Origin of the sequence: Pseudarthrobacter sp. NPDC092439 (genome assembly GCF_044754945.1) — a bacterium.
Lineage (GTDB): Bacteria > Actinomycetota > Actinomycetes > Actinomycetales > Micrococcaceae > Arthrobacter.
Map to the genome: position 1 here is coordinate 57231 of NZ_JBIVQB010000005.1, position 17098 is coordinate 74328.

At 66.3% G+C, this 17098-nt stretch carries 14 protein-coding genes; 4 read left to right on the top strand and 10 right to left on the bottom strand.

The window, feature by feature from the left end; translation table 11 throughout:
• Positions 1-46 precede the first annotated feature (46 nt).
• A complete protein-coding gene (locus ACIQCM_RS11885) occupies positions 47-1264 on the bottom strand; it encodes a PucR family transcriptional regulator (protein ID WP_400607328.1) in 1218 nt (405 codons plus the stop codon).
• Positions 1265-1497: 233 nt separating this feature from the next.
• Here ACIQCM_RS11885 and ald point away from each other — a divergent pair, with 233 nt between their 5' ends.
• On the top strand, positions 1498-2616 hold the full coding sequence (gene ald, locus ACIQCM_RS11890; RefSeq protein WP_377216251.1) for an alanine dehydrogenase: 1119 nt from the start codon (positions 1498-1500) through the stop codon (positions 2614-2616).
• 1 nt (position 2617) lies between these two features.
• Here ald and ACIQCM_RS11895 read toward each other — a convergent pair whose 3' ends face one another.
• The 6 genes from ACIQCM_RS11895 to ACIQCM_RS11920 form a co-directional block, all read right to left on the bottom strand.
• Positions 2618-3676, bottom strand: coding sequence for a Gfo/Idh/MocA family oxidoreductase (locus ACIQCM_RS11895; RefSeq protein ID WP_400607326.1), 1059 nt, complete (start codon positions 3674-3676; stop codon positions 2618-2620).
• A 143-nt stretch (positions 3677-3819) separates the two neighbouring features.
• Positions 3820-5532, bottom strand: a complete 1713-nt coding sequence (locus ACIQCM_RS11900) for an ABC transporter family substrate-binding protein (RefSeq protein ID WP_400607325.1) — start codon at positions 5530-5532, stop codon at positions 3820-3822.
• Positions 5533-5595: 63 nt separating this feature from the next.
• Complete coding sequence (locus ACIQCM_RS11905; protein ID WP_400607323.1) at positions 5596-7848, bottom strand: dipeptide ABC transporter ATP-binding protein; 2253 nt, start codon at positions 7846-7848, stop codon at positions 5596-5598.
• A complete protein-coding gene (locus ACIQCM_RS11910; RefSeq protein ID WP_400607320.1) occupies positions 7845-8861 on the bottom strand; it encodes an ABC transporter permease in 1017 nt (338 codons plus the stop codon). The genes ACIQCM_RS11905 and ACIQCM_RS11910 overlap by 4 nt, the downstream gene beginning before the upstream one ends.
• A 2-nt stretch (positions 8862-8863) precedes the next feature.
• Positions 8864-9847, bottom strand: a complete 984-nt coding sequence (locus tag ACIQCM_RS11915) for an ABC transporter permease (protein WP_400607317.1) — start codon at positions 9845-9847, stop codon at positions 8864-8866.
• 260 nt (positions 9848-10107) lie between these two features.
• On the bottom strand, positions 10108-10716 hold the full coding sequence (locus ACIQCM_RS11920; RefSeq protein WP_400607315.1) for a TetR/AcrR family transcriptional regulator: 609 nt from the start codon (positions 10714-10716) through the stop codon (positions 10108-10110).
• A gap of 124 nt (positions 10717-10840) precedes the next feature.
• Between ACIQCM_RS11920 and ACIQCM_RS11925 the strand changes: the two genes are divergently transcribed.
• The 3 genes from ACIQCM_RS11925 to ACIQCM_RS11935 all read left to right on the top strand — a co-directional run bounded on the left by ACIQCM_RS11925 (position 10841) and on the right by ACIQCM_RS11935 (position 13309).
• Positions 10841-11398: an NAD(P)H-dependent oxidoreductase gene (locus ACIQCM_RS11925; RefSeq protein ID WP_400607312.1), complete on the top strand. Its 558-nt coding sequence runs from the start codon at positions 10841-10843 to the stop codon at positions 11396-11398.
• 143 nt (positions 11399-11541) lie between these two features.
• Complete coding sequence (locus ACIQCM_RS11930) at positions 11542-12834, top strand: PLP-dependent aminotransferase family protein (RefSeq protein ID WP_400607310.1); 1293 nt, start codon at positions 11542-11544, stop codon at positions 12832-12834.
• A 46-nt stretch (positions 12835-12880) separates the two neighbouring features.
• The gene (locus tag ACIQCM_RS11935) at positions 12881-13309 is read left to right on the top strand and encodes a universal stress protein (protein WP_400607308.1); all 429 of its coding nucleotides are present in this window, start codon (positions 12881-12883) and stop codon (positions 13307-13309) included.
• Positions 13310-13387: 78 nt separating this feature from the next.
• Here the strand turns inward: ACIQCM_RS11935 and ACIQCM_RS11940 are convergent, their stop codons facing one another.
• Genes ACIQCM_RS11940 through pdhA form a run of 3 tightly spaced genes read right to left on the bottom strand, consistent with a single transcriptional unit; the run spans position 13388 to position 17084 of the window.
• Positions 13388-14848 (bottom strand): dihydrolipoamide acetyltransferase family protein, encoded by a 1461-nt coding sequence (locus ACIQCM_RS11940; protein WP_400607306.1) that lies wholly within the window; start codon positions 14846-14848, stop codon positions 13388-13390.
• Positions 14849-14871: 23 nt separating this feature from the next.
• The gene (locus tag ACIQCM_RS11945; protein ID WP_400607304.1) at positions 14872-15852 is read right to left on the bottom strand and encodes an alpha-ketoacid dehydrogenase subunit beta; all 981 of its coding nucleotides are present in this window, start codon (positions 15850-15852) and stop codon (positions 14872-14874) included.
• Positions 15852-17084 (bottom strand): pyruvate dehydrogenase (acetyl-transferring) E1 component subunit alpha, encoded by a 1233-nt coding sequence (gene pdhA, locus ACIQCM_RS11950; RefSeq protein WP_400607302.1) that lies wholly within the window; start codon positions 17082-17084, stop codon positions 15852-15854. The genes ACIQCM_RS11945 and pdhA overlap by 1 nt, the downstream gene beginning before the upstream one ends.
• Positions 17085-17098: the final 14 nt, after the last annotated feature.

Below are 17098 nucleotides of genomic sequence, written 5' to 3' on the forward strand. Positions count from 1 at the left end.
TACTAAGGTAGGAGCCGGCATTAGAGTACGACGCCGGCGGAGCTCCTCAGATGCGCGGCCTCGCCGCCCAGCGTCGCATCTTGAGCGCGGCGTGGAGTTCCAGCCGGGGCATCCCCTTGAGCGGGTCCACGCCCAGGAGCTGCCGAATGCGGCCCAGCCGGTTGTAGATGCTGCTGCGGTGCAGGTGGAGTTTAGCGGCCACGTCCTGCACTGAGCCGTCATTGTCATAGAGCAGTTCCAGGACGGGAATGAGTTCCGCGTTGCGGTCGTGGTCCTCCAGCATCCGGAAGTAGACGGAGCCGGTATCCGCCCACGCGCCGGCCCCTCCCCCGGCGGACGCCAGTAGCTGGTAAACGCCGGTGGCCCGGCAGTCCACCAGTTCGCCCAGCTGAGGGTCCACGGCGGCTGCCTGCGCGGCCTGCTTTGACTGCCGGTACGCTTCAGCCAGTTCACGGGGGCGGGCAAACCCTTCGCTGATGCCCAGGATGATCCGGTGCACCGGACGGCCGGAGCGCTTGGCAAGCTCCAGCTGGTAATGGACCAGGACCTGCGCGTGGCTGGCCCGTCCGGACGTTTCGCGGAACAGCACCACCGAGTGGGTCTCCGTGCCGGCGCTGAAGAGGGCGGAGTCGACGCCGATGGTGGCCTGCAGCGCTGCCGACCGGTGGATCAGGGTGGACGCGATGGGGTCCGGGCCGCCGGACCAGCCGTCAGAGTCCAGCACGGTCACCACCTGCCAAGGCCCGCGGCCCTGCACTTCCTTCCACCCGGCCACCGCCGCCACGGCATTCGGTTCACCGGCGCATGCGGCCAGAAATTCCCGTTCGCGGCTTCGGCGGAACTCGGATTCGGCGGTGTTGGAATCCAAAAGCAGCCCGGACAGCGTCTCCAGCTCATGGCTGACGCCGGGCAACTGGGTGAGGATCGCCGTCGGGCTTTCCTCCGCCGAGTCCTGCTGCACCCAGAGGTACCCCACGCGGAAACCCCGTACGAGGAGGGGCACGCACACCCGGCCCAGCATGCCCAGGTCCGGGTTTCCGGGCACCACCACGGGCCGCACCGCCGTGGCGATGCCATGCGACAGCTGCCACGCACTCACGTCCGCCGGCACCTTTTTGCTCAGCAGGAAATTGACCCGGACACGGTCGGCGTGGGACTGGTTGGAACTGTAGGCCAGCAGCAGCCCGTCCAGGTCCTCAAGCGAAAGGCCCCGGCCCAGCTTCTGCGCCACCTGCTCAACGAGCTGCTCCACATCCTGCTGCATGGGCCAAGAGTACTGCCTGGAAGGGCTCCCCGACGAACGGACATGAGGCGACACCTGACGCTCTCCGACTGAACAAATGTCGCGCCGGCGGGGGAAAAATCCGCGAATTTCCGCGGACGACCTATGCCGGGGCCGGCGGGCCCGTGTCGGGTGGCTCACAACCGGTCCTATCGTGGATTAACGAATCCCCTTCCACCTTTTTCCGGCAAACCGGCCGAGAACTGGAGCCCAAAATGATCATCGGTGTCCCCAAAGAAATCAAGAACAACGAATTCCGGGTGGCCATCACCGCCGCCGGCGTCCACGAGTTCCGCACCCACGGCCACACCGTCCTGGTGGAGCGCGGCGCGGGCCTGGGCTCCGGCATCACCGACGAGGAGTACGCGATCGCCGGCGCCGAGATCGTCAACGAAGCGGACGACGTCTGGGGCCGCGCGGACATGGTCATGAAGGTCAAGGAGCCGGTCAAGGCCGAATACCACCGCTTCCGCAAGGGCCTGATCCTCTTCACCTACCTGCACCTCGCCGCTGAACCCGAGCTGACGCAGGAACTGATCAACTCCGGCGTCACCGCCATCGCCTACGAAACCGTCCAGGACGGCCGCGCCCTGCCGCTGCTGGCCCCGATGTCCGAGGTTGCCGGCCGCCTGTCCGTCCAGGTTGGCGCCACCTCCCTGATGGCCCCCGCCGGCGGCAAGGGCGTCCTGCTGGGCGGCGTCCCCGGCGTCCGTCCCGCGAAGGTTGTTGTCCTCGGTGCGGGCGTGGCCGGCACCAACGCCGCAGCCATGGCCCTTGGCCTCGGCGCCGACGTCACCATCCTGGACATCAACATCAACCGCCTCCGCGAACTCGACGCCCAGTACCAGGGCCGGCTGAAGACCGTGGCCTCGAACAAGTACGAGATCGAGAAGTCCGTGGTGGACGCCGACCTGGTCATCGGCTCGGTGCTGATCCCCGGCGCCAAGGCCCCCAAGCTGGTCACCAACGACCTCGTGGCCCGCATGAAGCCGGGTTCGGTGCTGGTGGACATCGCCGTGGACCAGGGCGGCTGCTTCGAGGACACCCGTCCCACCACGCACCAGGAGCCCACGTACAAGGTGCACAACACCATCTTCTACTGCGTGGCGAACATGCCCGGCGCCGTGCCGAACACGTCCACGTACGCACTGACCAACGTCACCCTGCGCTACGCGGTCTCCCTGGCCAACCTGGGCGTCAAGGCCGCCTTCGACCGCGACCCCGCCCTGGCCGCCGGACTCAACATCGCCGCCGGCCACGTGGCGCACCACTCGGTCTCCGAGGCGCATAACCTGCCCCTCGTCGCCGACTGGCACGAGCTGGTTTCCGCCTGACCTAGGCCAGTGCCCTGGCCTCCTCGATGATCTCGAGGACCCCGACGGCGTCTTCCGGGTTAACCGGGAGGGGCGCCGCCGGGGTGGGGCCGGCCAGGATCCTGTCCGCCAGGATCCGGTAAAACTCGGAGTATGCGCCGCGTTCGGTGGGCAGGGCATCAAGGTGGCCGTCACGGCCCAGCAGCCCTGCCCATTCCGGCGCCTCCAGGCCGAAGTCCGGATCGAGCGGGCTTCCCCCCGCCTCGATGTACGGTTCCTGCGGGTCCACCCCCTTCTTGGTGTAGCCCCCTTCGGATCCCAGCACCCGGAACCGGTGCCCCTGCTGGGCGCACATGAGGTTCATGGTGAGGTGGCTCGACACTCCTGAACCGTGGCGCAGCACCAGGAACGCGTCGTCCTCAGCGCGGGCGTCCGGGCGGCGGGCGTCCAGCTCGGCGTGGACCACGCGGGCCGGACCGAACAGCTGCAGCGCCTGGTCAATCAGGTGGCTGCCCAGATCGAACAGCACACCGCCGCCTTGCTCCGGCGTGGCCGCGGCCTTCCACGGCTTGGACACCACCGGCTGCCACCGCTCAAACCGCGACTCAAACCTCGTGACCGTGCCCAGCACGTCCGCGGCCAGAAGCTTCCGTACCGTCAGGAAATCGCCGTCCCACCGTCGGTTGTGGAAAACGGTGAGCACCCTGCCCAGATCCTTTGCCAGCCTGACCAGTTCCCGGCCCTCGCCGCTGGTCACGGCAAATGGCTTGTCCACCACCACGTCCAGCCCGGCTTCGAGGGCCGCCTTCGCCAACGGGTAGTGCGTGGCCGGCGGGGTACCCAGGACCACCAGGTCCAGTCCGGCGGCGAGCCCGAAAACCGCGGCGGCGTCGGGCACGGTCCTGGCCCCCGGATGGCGCGCCAGGGCGGCTGCCTGCCTGCCGGCGTCGGACGTTGCAATGACCTCCAAGGAGTACCGCGGGTCGGCTGCGATGAAGGGAGCGTGGAAAACGCGCCCGGAGAGCCCATAACCCACGACGGCGGTGCGGATGGTTGGCGGGGAGGCTTCAGTTCGGCTCATCCCGCCAACGCTACCCCCGCACCCTCTCTCACTTAATGCGCATCAAAACCAAACGCTCTCTCACTTCCGGTGGATGTGCGTTCCGGAAGTGAGAGAGCGTTGGTGAAACACCCACACTAAGTGAGAGAGCGTCGCGTGGGGTGTTACTTCTTTTCCCAGCCGATGGTGGTCCAGTCCGGAACCTGGGACAGGCTCTGGAACAGTGACGGGCCGTAGTTGGCCAGGCCGGTGCGGACGAAGGAGATCTGCGGGCCGTTCATGACCGGGCCCATGGAGAAGTACTTCGCCATGTGCTCCTTCTCGACGTCCATTGCTGCCTTGTTGCGTTCCGCGCCATCCTCGATGGAGGCGAGGTCGGCGATCTTCTTGTCCAGTTCCGCGTCGCCCAGGCCGTTTACGTTGGTCTTGGAGTCGTAGTACTGCTTGACCGAGTCCGTGGCGTCGGCGCCCACCGTGTATCCGGAGACGCTGAGGTCGAAGTCCCGGCCGCCAATGACCTTGCCAAAGTCGGCGGAGGCGCGCTGGTCGATGCCCACCTCCATGCCGCCGGCCTGGAGCTGCTTCTGCAGCGTCTGGGTGAAGGCGAGGGTGGTGGGGTCGTCACCGAAGTTGCTGATCCTGAAGGACACGGGTTTGCCGTCCTTCTCCATGATGCCGTCGGCGTTTTCGGTGTAGCCGGCCTCGGTGAGGACCTTCTTGGCTGCCTCCGGACCAGTCTCCGTCACGGGGTAATTGTCCTGGTAGTAGTCGGAGAAGGGCAGGAGCATCATGGAGCCGGAGCTGGGCTCTTCCCAGTTCAGGCCGTTGAAGCGCACCTTGCGGAGGGCCTCGCGGTCCACGGCGCTGAAGATGGCCTTGCGGACCGCCACGTCGGTAATCTTCTGGGCATTCAGGTTCAGGCCGCCGGCGAACAGTCGCTGGCCACGGCGGACTTCGGCGTCCTTGCTGCCTTCGAGCTGCTTGTACAGGGCGATGGTGTTCGCGGAGACGGCGTCGATCTCACCGTTCTTGAAGGCCGCCACCTGCGCACTCGTTTCCAGCTGGCGGAACACGACGCTTTCCAGGACCGGCTTGTTGCCCCACCATTTCTCGTTGGGGACCAGGGTCACCGTCAGGGCAGCGGAGTCGTACTGGTCCAGCTTGAAGGGGCCGGCCATCCATTCGGGGTGCATCTCGCCGACGAATCCCTCGTTGAAGACCTCCGGGGAATTCACTGCCGGGTGGATCAGGCCGAAGAAGAGCGACTCCAGGGGGTACACCGGACGGGATGTCTTGACGATGACTTCCTTGTCATTCGCGCCGGCCTCCACGGACTCAACGAACTCATAGGCGCCCGGGCTGACAATGTCGTACCCGGCGTCCGGGCTCTTCAGGATGTTCCAGGTGTTCTGGAAGGCCTTGACGTCGATGGGCGTGCCGTCGTTGTACGTGGCCTTCTCATTGACCTTGATGGTGATGGTCTGCTTGCCGTCCTCCACCTTGCTGTCCACGGACTCGCAGAAATCGGGGTTGGGCGAGGCCTTGCCCTCGAAGTTCACCTTCCAGCAGCCGCCGATGCCGCCGCTGTTGATGGCAACCGGGTTCATCGGAATCTGCAGTGCGGAATTGTCCGAGCTGTTGCCGTCGTTCGAGAAACCGTTGAAGTTTGGGCCGATGCTGCCCAGCGGCAGGGTGACCTTCCCGCCAGGTTCCAGGTCGGCTGCGGGCTTTTCGTTAACGCTGATGAGCTTGGACAGGTCGCTGCCTGCCTCCTGCCCCTTGCCTGCATCGGGGCCGGTGGAGCCGCCGCCGCATGCCGTCAGCGCCAGGGCAGCAGCTACTGCCGCCACGCCGCCGATCCTGGTCATGTTCCTCATGGTGTTCCCTTCATTGTGCGGGTGTTGGTACGGATGTGAAGCGTGTGAAGTGCCGAAAGAATCCTAGGGCGCAGTGTGCCCGGCGTCGCCATGGCTCACCAGCATGTCGTGGTCGATTTCCCCATCGGGGAAGAAGCAGGCGAACCGCTGGTCAACGGGGGTCTCCGGCGCCCCTTCGAGGGCCTGTACGGCCACGGACGGACCGGCGGGCTCCAGGGGCGGTTCCAGGGTGCGGCACTGCTCCTGCCTGGCCGCCGGAAGCGCCGCGTAAATGGGGCAGCGGGTGGCGAAGTTGCAGCCCTTGGGTGCGTCCAGCGGGGACGGCACGTCGCCCTGGAGGATGATGCGTTCCCGGGTGCGTTCCAGCTGCGGGTCCGGCACCGGGATGGCGGAGAGGAGCGCCCGGGTGTACGGGTGCCGGGGGTTGTCGAAGACCCGGTCCACCTCGCCGATTTCCACGATCTTGCCCAGGTACATGACGGCCACGCGGTTGGAGATGTGCCGCACCACGGACAGGTCATGGGCCACCAGCAGGTAACTGAGGCCCAGCTCTGCCCGCAGCTTGTCCAGGAGGTTGATGACGCCGGCCTGCACGGACACGTCCAGCGCGGAGACGGGCTCGTCCAGGACCACGAGCTTGGGGTTGACCGCCAGCGCGCGGGCAATGCCGATGCGCTGCCGCTGGCCGCCAGAAAACTGGTTCGGAAAGCGGTTCACGTGGTCCGGCTGCAGTCCCACCAGCTTCATCAACTCCATGATGCGGGTCCGGATGGCCTTGCGGTCCAGGCCGGCGTTCTGCAGCGGCTCGGCCAGGACCTCATAGACGGTGAAGCGGGGGTCCAGCGCACCGGTGGGATCCTGGAAGACCATCTGCAGTTCCCGGCGCATGGCGCTCTTGGTTTTGGCATCAGCCGCCTGCTTGTTGCTGATGCCGCCGATCACCACCTCGCCGTCCTGGTCCTTGTGGAACTCCATGATCTCCAGGAGCGTGGTGGTCTTGCCGGAGCCGGATTCACCCACGATGGAGAAGCACTCACCCTCACGGATGTCGAAGCTCAGCCCGTCCACTGCCTTCACCGTGCCGATCCGCCGCTTCATGAGGGCCCCCTTTGTGAGCGGGAAATGCTTTCGCACATCGGTCAGCTGCAACACGGTGGCCCGTTCCCCGCGCGGGATGGCGTCGAAACGCGAAACGGGGACTGGCGGCGCAGCGAAGATGTCATGGACATCCACGCCCCCACCGAGCGCTTCGGACTTGATGCACGCGGCATGGTGCAGCCCGTCGACAGTCACGGGCTGCAGCGGCGGTTCGCCCTGCAGGCACGGCTCCGAGGCCAGGGGACAGCGCGGTGCGAAGGAACAGCCGGTGGGCTCATGGATGAGGTTTGGCGGCATTCCCTCGATGGGCACCAGCGACGCTTTCTCCGCCGCATCCACGCGCGGAACGGCGCCGAGCAGGCCCATGGTGTACGGCATGCGCGGGTTGTAGTAGAGCTCGTCCACCGGCCCGGTTTCCACGGGTTTTCCCGCGTACATCACCATGATCTCGTCCGCCATCCCGGCAACCACGCCAAGGTCGTGGGTGATCATCACGACGGCGGCGCCCGTTTCCTCCTGCGCCGTGTGCAGCACCTCCAGCACCTGCGCCTGGATGGTCACGTCCAGGGCCGTGGTGGGTTCGTCTGCGATGAGGACGCGCGGGTTGTTGGCGATGGCGATGGCGATCATCACTCGCTGGCGCATGCCACCGGAGAATTCGTGCGGGAAAGCCTTGAGCCGGTCCCGCGGACTGGGGATGCCCACCATGGCAAGGAGCTCGACGGCGCGGGCTTCTTTGGCGTGCCTGCTCATGCCGGGGTTGTGGACAGTCAGCGCCTCGACGATCTGGGTTCCCACGGTATAGACGGGCGTCAGGGAGGACAGCGGGTCCTGGAAGACCATGGCCAGCTCGTTGCCGCGGTAGGCGCACATTGCCTTGTCACTGAGACCCAGCAGTTCCTTGCCCCGGAGCCGGACGGAGCCTGTCACATCGGCCGTGGATGGCAGCAGGCCCATGACGGCCAGGGACGTGACGGACTTGCCGGACCCTGACTCTCCCACGATGCCGAGCGTCTTGCCGGGCATGAGGTCGAAGTCAACGCCACGGACCGCGTGCACCACGCCGTTCTCCGAGTTGAAGCGGACGTTCAGCCCGCGGACGGACAGGACGGCATCCCGGTGCGCGGCCAACGGCCCGGCGTGGAGCCCGGCAATCTGCAGCCGTTCCACCGTTGTGGCAGACGGCTCTACGGGGCCGGTGCTGATTTCGCTGCTCATGCTGTCATCTTCTCCACGCCGGGGGTTGCTGTGCTGCCGCCGGCCGGGGACTTACGCTGCCGGCGCTTCCTGGCCCCGCCGATGGAACTGCTGTTCGGATCGAAGGCATCCCGCAACCCGTCGTTCATCATGGCCAGGGAACCGGTCAGCAGGAACATCACCGTCAGCGGCACCCAGAACATCCACGGAAAGGTCTGGACCTGGGACGTGGCGCCACCGATCAGGACGCCCAGGCTCACGTCCGGCACCTTGATGCCGATGCCGATGAACGAGAAGGCCACCTCGGCGAGGATGGCACCGGTGACGCCGCGGGTGATGTCCAGGACCAGGAGCGAGCCGATGTTCGGGACCAGGTGGCGCCAGACGATCCGGCGGGGCGGGACGCCCATGTACTGGGCAGCTTTGACGAAATCACGCTGCATGAGGGACATGGAGAGGGACCGGATAAGCCTGGCAGTCCCCATCCAGCTGAAGACGAGCAGCACCATGATCAACAGGAACCAGGACGGCAGGTCCCGCTTGAGGCCTTCACCGCCGCCGCTGGTGGCCACTGCCACAACGAGCAGGGCGGGCATCATGATGAGCGCCTCGAGGACAAAGAGCATGACCTTGTCCACCTTGCCGCCGAAATAGGCCATGGTGCACCCGTAAACGGCGGCCACGAGGACGGATGCCAGGCCCACTACCAGGCCGATCAGGATGGAGATCCGGGTGCCCTCGACGGTCATGGCATAGAGGTCGATGCCCGCCTGGGACGTTCCCAGGTAATGGTCCCCCGATGGCGGCATGCCGATGTTAAAGGGGTCGATGGTTTCTTTGTCCCAGGGCGTGAAGTAGCCGCCCACCAGGGAGAAGAGGGTCAGTGCAAGGAAGATCGCCAGGCCCGCTACGGCGGTCCGGTTCCGCAGGAACCGCCGGAGGATAATGGTGGATTTTCCAATAACGACGTCGGCGCTTTCCAGGTGCGCCTCCTGCGCCACGGCTGCCGGGTCAACGGCGTTCAGGTTGGTCACGGTTACTGCACCCGCACTCTCGGGTCCACAAGGGTGGTGGCGAAGTCGGCCAGGATTGCTCCCAGCGCGAAGATGACGGAGCCGTAGGCCAGGGTGGCCGTGGCGGCGTTGACGTCCTGGAGCGCAATGGCGTCGATGCTCCAGGAGCCGACGCCCGGCCAGGCGAAGATCTTCTCTGCGAAGAAGCCACCGGCAAAAATGGCGGGGATGGTGAACGCGATGCTTTGGGCCACCGGGATGAAGGACACCCGCAGGGCGTGCCGGGTGATGGCCTGGTTCCGGGTGAGGCCCTTGGCCCTGGCGGTCCGGACAAAGTCGGCGTTGACGTTGTCCAGAAGGTACTGGCGCTGGGCAATTTGGTAGGCACCCCAGCCCACCAGGGTGATGGCCACCGTTGGCACCACGTAGTGGCCCAGCATGTCCAGGAACTGTCCCCACCCCGGTGCGATGCCGGGGGTTGAGATGCCAGTGACGAAGAAGATCCGCTGGCCCACGCCCTCATTGATGTTGATGGCGCCCAGCTGCACCAGGAAGTATGCGATCGGCGCAGGCACAATGTAGGCGAGGTAGCTGTAGGACGTGATGACCCGGTCCTGCAGTTTGTATTGGCGCGCGGCTGAATATACGCCCAGGGCAACACCGATCACCAGGGTGAGGATGATGGAAGCCAGGAAGAGCCGTGTGGAGATCCAGACCCGGTCGCCGAACTCGGCGTTGATGAAGGCGCCGTTGGGGCTGCGGCCCCAGTCCCAGCGGGTCACGATTGCCGTGAGCCACTCGACGTACCGCTCCCACGGGCTCAGGTGGGGATCAAGGCCCTTGAGCCGCATGGAGTTGGCCACCTGCTCCGGGCTGGGCCGGGGAATACGCTCCTGCTCCAGGAGGGCGGGCTTGAGCGAACTGACCGCGAGGAAGTATCCGGCCGACGTCGTCAGGAAGATCATGAAGACGTACGTGATGCCGCGTTTGGCGAGGTACCTGAGCACGGGTTGAATCCTTCCGAATGTTCCCGGCCGGGACGGTTGTGGCGTCGCGCCGGAACTTCCGCCAGCGGGTAGCTGGGCTCCCGCTGCCCATAAGGCCAGTCCTGGCGGACCATGCTGCGGGTCACATTGAGAGGAAAGTATCACAACGCACGCCCCAAACCGCACGCCGTTGCAGGTAAAACTGCCCTGCGGGGCCAGATCGTTATGAATAAGTTTGTGAAGTTGATTTGACTGGACGAACAGCCAAAAAGGTGCATGAGCTAAGCGCCGGCGAGTACCCGTGTGACAAGGTCGCGCCACGACGCAGCCAGCCGCTCCGTACTGACACTGTCCCGCCGAACGAGCCCCAGGATGCGTTCCGGGTCGAGGGTCGCGCTCAGGGCGCCCGCCATCAGCCAAGGCTCCGGTTCAAACCCCGACTGCCGCAGCAGCATGTCGATGTGCCGCTGGCCAAGGACGGCGGCCGGTACCTCGAACCGTCCGGGCGAAGACTTCTCCGCGGCCAACACCAGGTCGCCGAACTCCACGACATACCGGATCCGTTCCGTGCCGTAGGCAACGAGCCGGCTCAACGGAGCGGCGCCGGGACCCAAGGGGGCCGGGCCAAACATGAACCGTGCCTGGAAGGCCGATTCGGAATCGTCGAGGAGCGCGAGCAAGAGTCCGGAGCGGCTGCCGAACCTGCGGAAAACGGTCCCCTTCCCCACGCCGGCGTGCTTGGCGAGCAGGTCCATGGTGAGGCATGCGGTCCCGCCCTCCCGGATGAGCTCGCGGGCGGCACCGAGCAGGCGCTCCCGGTTGCGGGCAGCGTCGCTGCGTTCCGGAGCCGGGCCGGGGGCAATGCCGGGCCCCAATGGGATGGATCTCACAGCTTCCAGTGTAGGTGCCGGGAATAGAAAACGGACTACGGTCCGTTTACTCTGGTGAAAGCCGGTGATAAGCGCCAGCCGCGTTCAGCCCGGAATGCAACCCGATACCAACCCAGGAGTTCCCATGACGAAAAGCACCGTCCTGACCCTCGTCGGCAGCCTGCGCGCTGAGTCCACCAACCAGAAGCTGGCTGAGGCGATCCAGCTCAACGCGCCGGAGCACGTGGATGTCGTCATCCACGAAAGCCTGGGCAACATCCCGTTCTACAACGAGGACATCGACGTGGAAGGCCAGGTCCCGGCCGCGGCCGCTGCGCTCCGCGCCGCCGCCGGCGAGGCGGACACCCTGCTGCTGGTGACCCCCGAGCACAACGGCACCGTCCCCGCCTCCCTGAAAAACGCCATCGACTGGCTGTCCCGCCCGTTCGGCGCCGGCGCCCTCGCGGGCAAGCCGACCGCCGTCGTCGGAACCGCTTTTGGCCAGTACGGCGGCGTATGGGCACAGGATGAGGCCCGCAAGGCCGTTGGCATCGCCGGCGCCGAGGTCCTGGAGGACGTCAAGCTCGCCGTTCCCGGCTCCATGGTCCGCTTTGCTGAGGTCCACCCCAAGGACGACGCCGAAGTCGTTGAGCAGATCCGGGGCATTTTCGACGCCTTGGCCGCAGACCGCGCGGCAGCCTAAGCTCCCGCCCGCCTGAACCCGCAGTGCCCGGTGCGCGTCATGCGCACCGGGCACTGCGGCGTTGGAGCCGCAGTACGGACTCCGGTAAATCAGTACTCAACATCTGTTGCCTTTTTGGCAACAAGAGGCTGTATCCTGATGGTGTGACACACGAAACAATCGACGCCGCAGCAGGGACGCTGCCAGCTGAAGCAATTGATGCCATCGAGAGGGCGGCCACGTCCGCCCACCGCCACGAGGAACTTTTCTCGGAGCGCGCCGCAAACATCCGTCAGTCCGCCGTCCGCGACGTCTTCGACATCTCCATGCGCCCGGGGCTTGTCTCCCTGGCCGGCGGCAGCCCCTACCTGCAGTCACTTCCGCTGGACCGCCTGGCTGCCACCGCGGCGGAGATCATTGCCCGCGACGGCCTCACCGCACTGCAGTATGGCGCCGGACAGGGTACCCCGGAACTACGCGCCCAGATCTGCGAAGTGATGGCCGCCGAGGGCATCCTGGATGCCCGCCCGGAGAACGTGGTGATCACCGCGGGCTCGCAGTCGGCCCAGGACATCGCAACCAAAGTCTTCTGCAACCCGGGGGACGTGGTCCTCGTGGAGGACCCCACGTACGTGGGCGCCCTGAACACCTTCGAGGCCTACCAGGTCCAGGTGGAGACCGTCGAAATGGACCAGTCCGGGCTGGTGCCGGAACTGCTTGAAGCCAGGATTGCCGCACTTCAGTTGGCGGGCAGGAACGTCAAGTTCCTGTACACCATCCCGAACTTCAACAACCCTTCCGGGATCACGCTGGCGAAGGAACGGCGGCAGCAGATTGTCGATATATGCCGTAAGGCGAATATCTTGATCCTGGAGGACAACCCGTACGGTCTCCTCCGTTTCGACGGTGAACCCCTGGCTCCGCTGCGGGCCGCGAACCCGGCCGACGTCATTTACATGGGGTCGTTTTCCAAGATCTTCGCGCCTGGCCTGCGCATCGGCTGGGCCCTGGTTCCGGAGCATCTGCAGCGCCGTTACTACCTCGCAGCCGAGGCTGTCACCCTCTGCCCTCCGGCCCTGAATCAGATGCTCGTTTCGGCGTACCTCCGCGACTTCGACTGGCGCGGACAGATCGAGACGTACCGCGGCCTCTACGCCGAACGGTGCCGGGCCATGCTGGCGGCCCTGGAAGAGCACATGCCCGCCGGAACCAGCTGGACCAGCCCCGAGGGCGGATTCTTCGTCTGGGTGACGCTGCCCGAGGGGCTGGACACCTACCCGCTGCTGCAAAAGGCGATCGACGCCGGAGTGGTGTTTATCCCGGGAGCCGCCTTCACGCCGTCGGACGAGCCGTCGAACAAACTGCGCCTCGCCTTCAGTGCCGTGCCCCCGGAGTCCATCACCGAAGGCGTGCGGCGCCTGGCGCCGGTACTGCGGGAAGCCATCGCCGCGCTGTAGCGTTGGCCTCACACATCGCGTATGACATGAGCAAAGGAGCACACACATGAGCGGAACCATCGTTGTAGGCGTGGACGGCAGCGCCACGGCCAAGAAGGCAGCAGAGTCTGCGAGGGACCTCGCGGCGGCACTGGGTGCATCGCTGCACGTGGTCTCGGCCTTCGACAGCGACCGCACCGAGGTGTTCGGCAGCGGCAGCGACCGCTGGATCGTCTCCGACGCAGATGCTGCCGAGCACGTGGCCCGCACCGTCGCGGAGTCGCTGGGCCGGGACGTCAAGGTGACCTACTCCTCCGCCCGCGGCCGCCCGGCCGACGCCCTCATCAAGGAAGCGCTGCGCATGGATGCCCGGATCATAGTGGTGGGTAACCGCCGGATGCACGGGATCGGCCGGGTGCTGGGCAGCGTCGCCAACAGCGTCGCGCACAACGCCCCCTGCGACGTGTACATCGCCAACACGTACGACGCCGACTAGCGCCACCGGCGCACGACCCGGAACAGAACCCTCCTGCGATCCCGCAGGAGGGTTCTGTTCTCAGGACGGCGCAGGGACTTAGTCCAGCAGCAGCGCCGGTTCCTCCAGGATCGCGGCCACGTCAGCCATGAAGCGGGCCGACAGGTCGCCGTCCACCACCCGGTGGTCGAAGGATCCGCCCAAAGTGGTGATCCAGCGCGGAATCACCTCGCCGTCCAGCACCCACGGCTTCTGCTTGATGGTGCCGAAGGCCACGATTGCCACCTCGCCCGGGTTGATGATGGGAGTTCCGGTGTCAATGCCCAGGGCGCCGATGTTGGTGATGGTCAGCGTCCCGCCCTGCATCTCCGCCGGCTGCGTCTTGCCGGCCCGCGCTGTGGTGGCCAGGCTGTTGAGCGCCTGTGCGAGTTCCTTGAGGGACAGGTCCTGGGCGTTCTTGATGTTGGGCACCATCAGGCCGCGGGGGGTGGCGGCCGCGATGCCAAGGTTCATGAAGTGCTTCACCTGGATCTCGGCGGTTCCGTCAGCGTTGTCCACCCAGCTGGCGTTGACGCTGGGGTTCCGCGCCGCGGCCCAGATGACGGCCTTGGCCAGGATGAGCAGGGGCGAGACCCGGATGCCTTCGAAGTCCCGTGACGCCTTGAGCCGCTTGACGAATTCCATGGTCCGGCTGGCGTCGACGTCCACGAAAATGCTCACATGCGGGGCGGAAAACGCGGAGTCCACCATCGCCTTCGCCGTGGCTTTGCGGACACCCTTGACGGGGACCCGTTCAATCCGCTGGTCCTGCGGCTTCCCCGCGGCACCCCAAAAACCGGTCGCCTTGTCCAGTTCGGCGTCACGCTGGGCCTGGTAGCTCACCAGGTCCTCGCGCGTGACCTCGCCGCGGGAACCGGTGGCCACCACATCGGCAAGGTCGATGCCCAGGTCCCGGGCGATCTTCCGGACAGGCGGCTTGGCCAGCACCTTGCTGACCAGGCCGGTGATGGTACCGCCGAGGGTGGGCCGGGGGTCGACGGCGGCGGCTTTCGCGGACACCTCGGCAGGCGTGTGCGGCTGGATCGGCTCCACCTCCGGGGCGTTGACCGTCACCGAGGCGGACGGCGACGTTTTGCGCGGGCGGCGCTTGACGGCGTCGGCCTTGGGACCCGAACCCACCAGCGGTCCGGCCTCCGGGCTGTCCGCTTCCGCTCCCGGAAGCGTGCCGTAGAGCGGCTGGGCCGGCTTTTCCGGTGCCCGGGCCGGCTGCCCGCGATTTTCGGGGGCGCGGACATCCGCAGGGGTGGGGTCGCCCGCGATGTCGTCGCTGACGCTAATGATGGGCGTGCCAACGTCCACCGTGACGCCTTCCGGCACCAGCAGTTCGCTGATGGTGCCGGCGTACGGCGACGGCAGCTCCACCAGGGACTTGGCCGTTTCGATCTCGCACAGGACGTCATTGACGGCCACGGCGTCTCCCGGCTTGACCTTCCAGGAAACGATCTCCGCCTCGGTCAGGCCCTCGCCGACATCCGGCAGGTTGAACTTGTTCAGTGTCATGGTGTCCTCGGGTTGGGCAGGAATCAGTACGCGAGGGCGCGGTCCAGCGCCTCAAGGATGCGGTCGATGTCCGGAAGGTAGTCTTCCTCCACCTTGGCCACTGGATACGGCATGTGGAAGCCGCCCACGCGGATGACGGGCGCTTCCAGCGAGTGGAAGGCCCGCTCGCTGACGCGGGCTGCGATTTCGCCACCGATCCCGCCGAAAGTGGGCGCCTCGTGGGCAATGATCAGGCGTCCGGTCTTCTGCACCGAAGCGGTCACCGTCTCGAAGTCGATCGGCGAGATGGAACGGAGGTCGATTACCTCCACGCTGCGGCCGTCCTCCTGGGCAGCGTCAGCGGCGGCGAGGGCGACGGGAACCAACGGGCCATAGGCCAGGATGGTGGCGTCGTTACCAGTGCGCAGGACGTGGGCCCGGAACGGATCCGCGGACGGTCCCGGGGTGGCCGTGTCCACCTCGCCCTTGAGCCAGTAGCGCCGCTTGGGCTCGAACACGATGACCGGGTCCTGGCAGGCGACGGCCTGCTGGATCATCCAGTAGGCATCGTGCGGGTTCGACGGGGTGATGATGCGCAGCCCGGCCGTGTGGGCAAAAAGCGCCTCGGGCGATTCGGAGTGGTGCTCCACTGAACCGATGCCGCCGCCGTACGGAATGCGGATCACCACTGGAACTGTGAGGTTGCCGTTGCTGCGGGCGTGCATCTTGGCCAGTTGCGTGGTGATCTGGTTGAAACCGGGGAAGACAAAGCCGTCGAACTGGATTTCGCACACCGGGTAGTAGCCGCGCAACGCAAGGCCGATTGCGGTGCCGATGATGCCGGATTCCGCCAACGGGGTGTCCACCACCCGGTCCGGGCCGAACTCGCCAATCAGGCCGTCGGTGACCCGGTAGACGCCGCCCAGCGGGCCGATGTCCTCGCCCATCAGCAGCGACTTTGGGTTGGCGGCCAGCGTGGCCCGGAGGCCCTCGTTGATGGCCTTGGCGATGGTCATGGTGGTCATCAGTGGCCTGCCTCTGCTGCTGCGCCGGATTCTTCGCTTGCCGCGTCACCGGCAAACCCGGCGCTGTAGTCCTCAAACCAGGCCAGTTCCTCGGCCACCAGCGGATGGGCCTCCGCGTAGGTATTGGCGAAGGCGGAACGGATGTCCGGGCTTTCCAGGTCGTGGGTGGTGCGCCGTACGTAGGCGGCGAGCTCATCGCCGTCCGCCTTGACCTGGTCGAAAAACACGTCGTCCGCCAGTCCCTCGGCGCGCAGGTACTTCTCGAGCCGCATCAGGGGATCCTTGGCGCGCCAGGCGTCCTCTTCAGCCGATTCGCGGTACTTTGTGGGGTCGTCCGCCGTGGTGTGGGCGCCGACCCGGTAGGTGAAGGCCTCAATCAGCACCGGGCCCTTGCCTTGGCGGGCGTGCTCCAGCGCCCATTCGGTGACGGCGTGGACAGCGATGACATCGTTGCCGTCCACCCGGATACCCGGGAAGCCGTAGCCCTTGGCCCGGTCGGACAGCGGAACCTTGGTCTGGACGTTGGTCGGGACGGAGATGGCCCAATGGTTGTTCTGGCAGAAGAACACCACAGGCGCGTTGTAGGAGGAGGCGAACACCATGGATTCGTGGACGTCGCCCTCGGAGCTGGCGCCGTCGCCGAAGTAGGCAATCACGGCCGCATCAGCGGCTTCCTGCCCGCCGGCCCCGGCGAGCTTCCGGTCCCGCTGGATGCCCATGGCGTAGCCCACCGCATGGAGGGTCTGGGCGGCCAGGACAAGGGTGTACAGGTGGAAGTTCGTATCTCTGGGGTTCCAGCCGCCATTGGACACGCCGCGGAACTGGCGCAGAAGTTCGGCCAGGTCCACGTTGCGGGTCAGCGCTACGCCGTGTTCGCGGTAGGTGGGGAAGATGTAGTCCTGCGGACGGCTGGCCCGGCCGGAGCCGATCTGTGCGGCTTCCTGGCCGGTCAGGGGCACCCAGAGAGCCAGTTGGCCCTGGCGCTGCAGTGCGGTTGCCTCGACGTCGAACCGGCGGATGGAGGCCATGTCCGCGTACAGGCCGCGGAGAGCTTCCGGAGTCAGTTTTTCCGCGTACGGGCTATAGACGGGGTCGTGGCCGAGCTTTCCATCCGCGGCCAGCAACTGGACCATCTTTACCGGGGGCTCGCCCATAACCGCTTCGGCATCAGCTTCACGCTGGTCCTCAACCGCTGTTCCGTCGAACTCGGTGGCAGGCAGATGTGTGCCCATACCGTCTCCTCGCT

Bases quoted from the DNA above. Each gene is read 5' to 3' on its own strand.
- ACIQCM_RS11885 (WP_400607328.1), bottom strand. From the start codon at position 1,264: ATGCAGCAGGATGTGGAGCAGCTCGTTGAGCAGGTGGCGCAGAAGCTG.
- ald (WP_377216251.1), top strand. From the start codon at position 1,498: ATGATCATCGGTGTCCCCAAAGAAATCAAGAACAACGAATTCCGGGTG.
- ACIQCM_RS11895 (WP_400607326.1), bottom strand. From the start codon at position 3,676: ATGAGCCGAACTGAAGCCTCCCCGCCAACCATCCGCACCGCCGTCGTG.
- ACIQCM_RS11900 (WP_400607325.1), bottom strand. From the start codon at position 5,532: ATGAGGAACATGACCAGGATCGGCGGCGTGGCGGCAGTAGCTGCTGCC.
- ACIQCM_RS11905 (WP_400607323.1), bottom strand. From the start codon at position 7,848: ATGAGCAGCGAAATCAGCACCGGCCCCGTAGAGCCGTCTGCCACAACG.
- ACIQCM_RS11925 (WP_400607312.1), top strand. From the start codon at position 10,841: ATGACGAAAAGCACCGTCCTGACCCTCGTCGGCAGCCTGCGCGCTGAG.
- ACIQCM_RS11935 (WP_400607308.1), top strand. From the start codon at position 12,881: ATGAGCGGAACCATCGTTGTAGGCGTGGACGGCAGCGCCACGGCCAAG.
- ACIQCM_RS11940 (WP_400607306.1), bottom strand. From the start codon at position 14,848: ATGACACTGAACAAGTTCAACCTGCCGGATGTCGGCGAGGGCCTGACC.
- ACIQCM_RS11945 (WP_400607304.1), bottom strand. From the start codon at position 15,852: ATGACCACCATGACCATCGCCAAGGCCATCAACGAGGGCCTCCGGGCC.
- pdhA (WP_400607302.1), bottom strand. From the start codon at position 17,084: ATGGGCACACATCTGCCTGCCACCGAGTTCGACGGAACAGCGGTTGAG.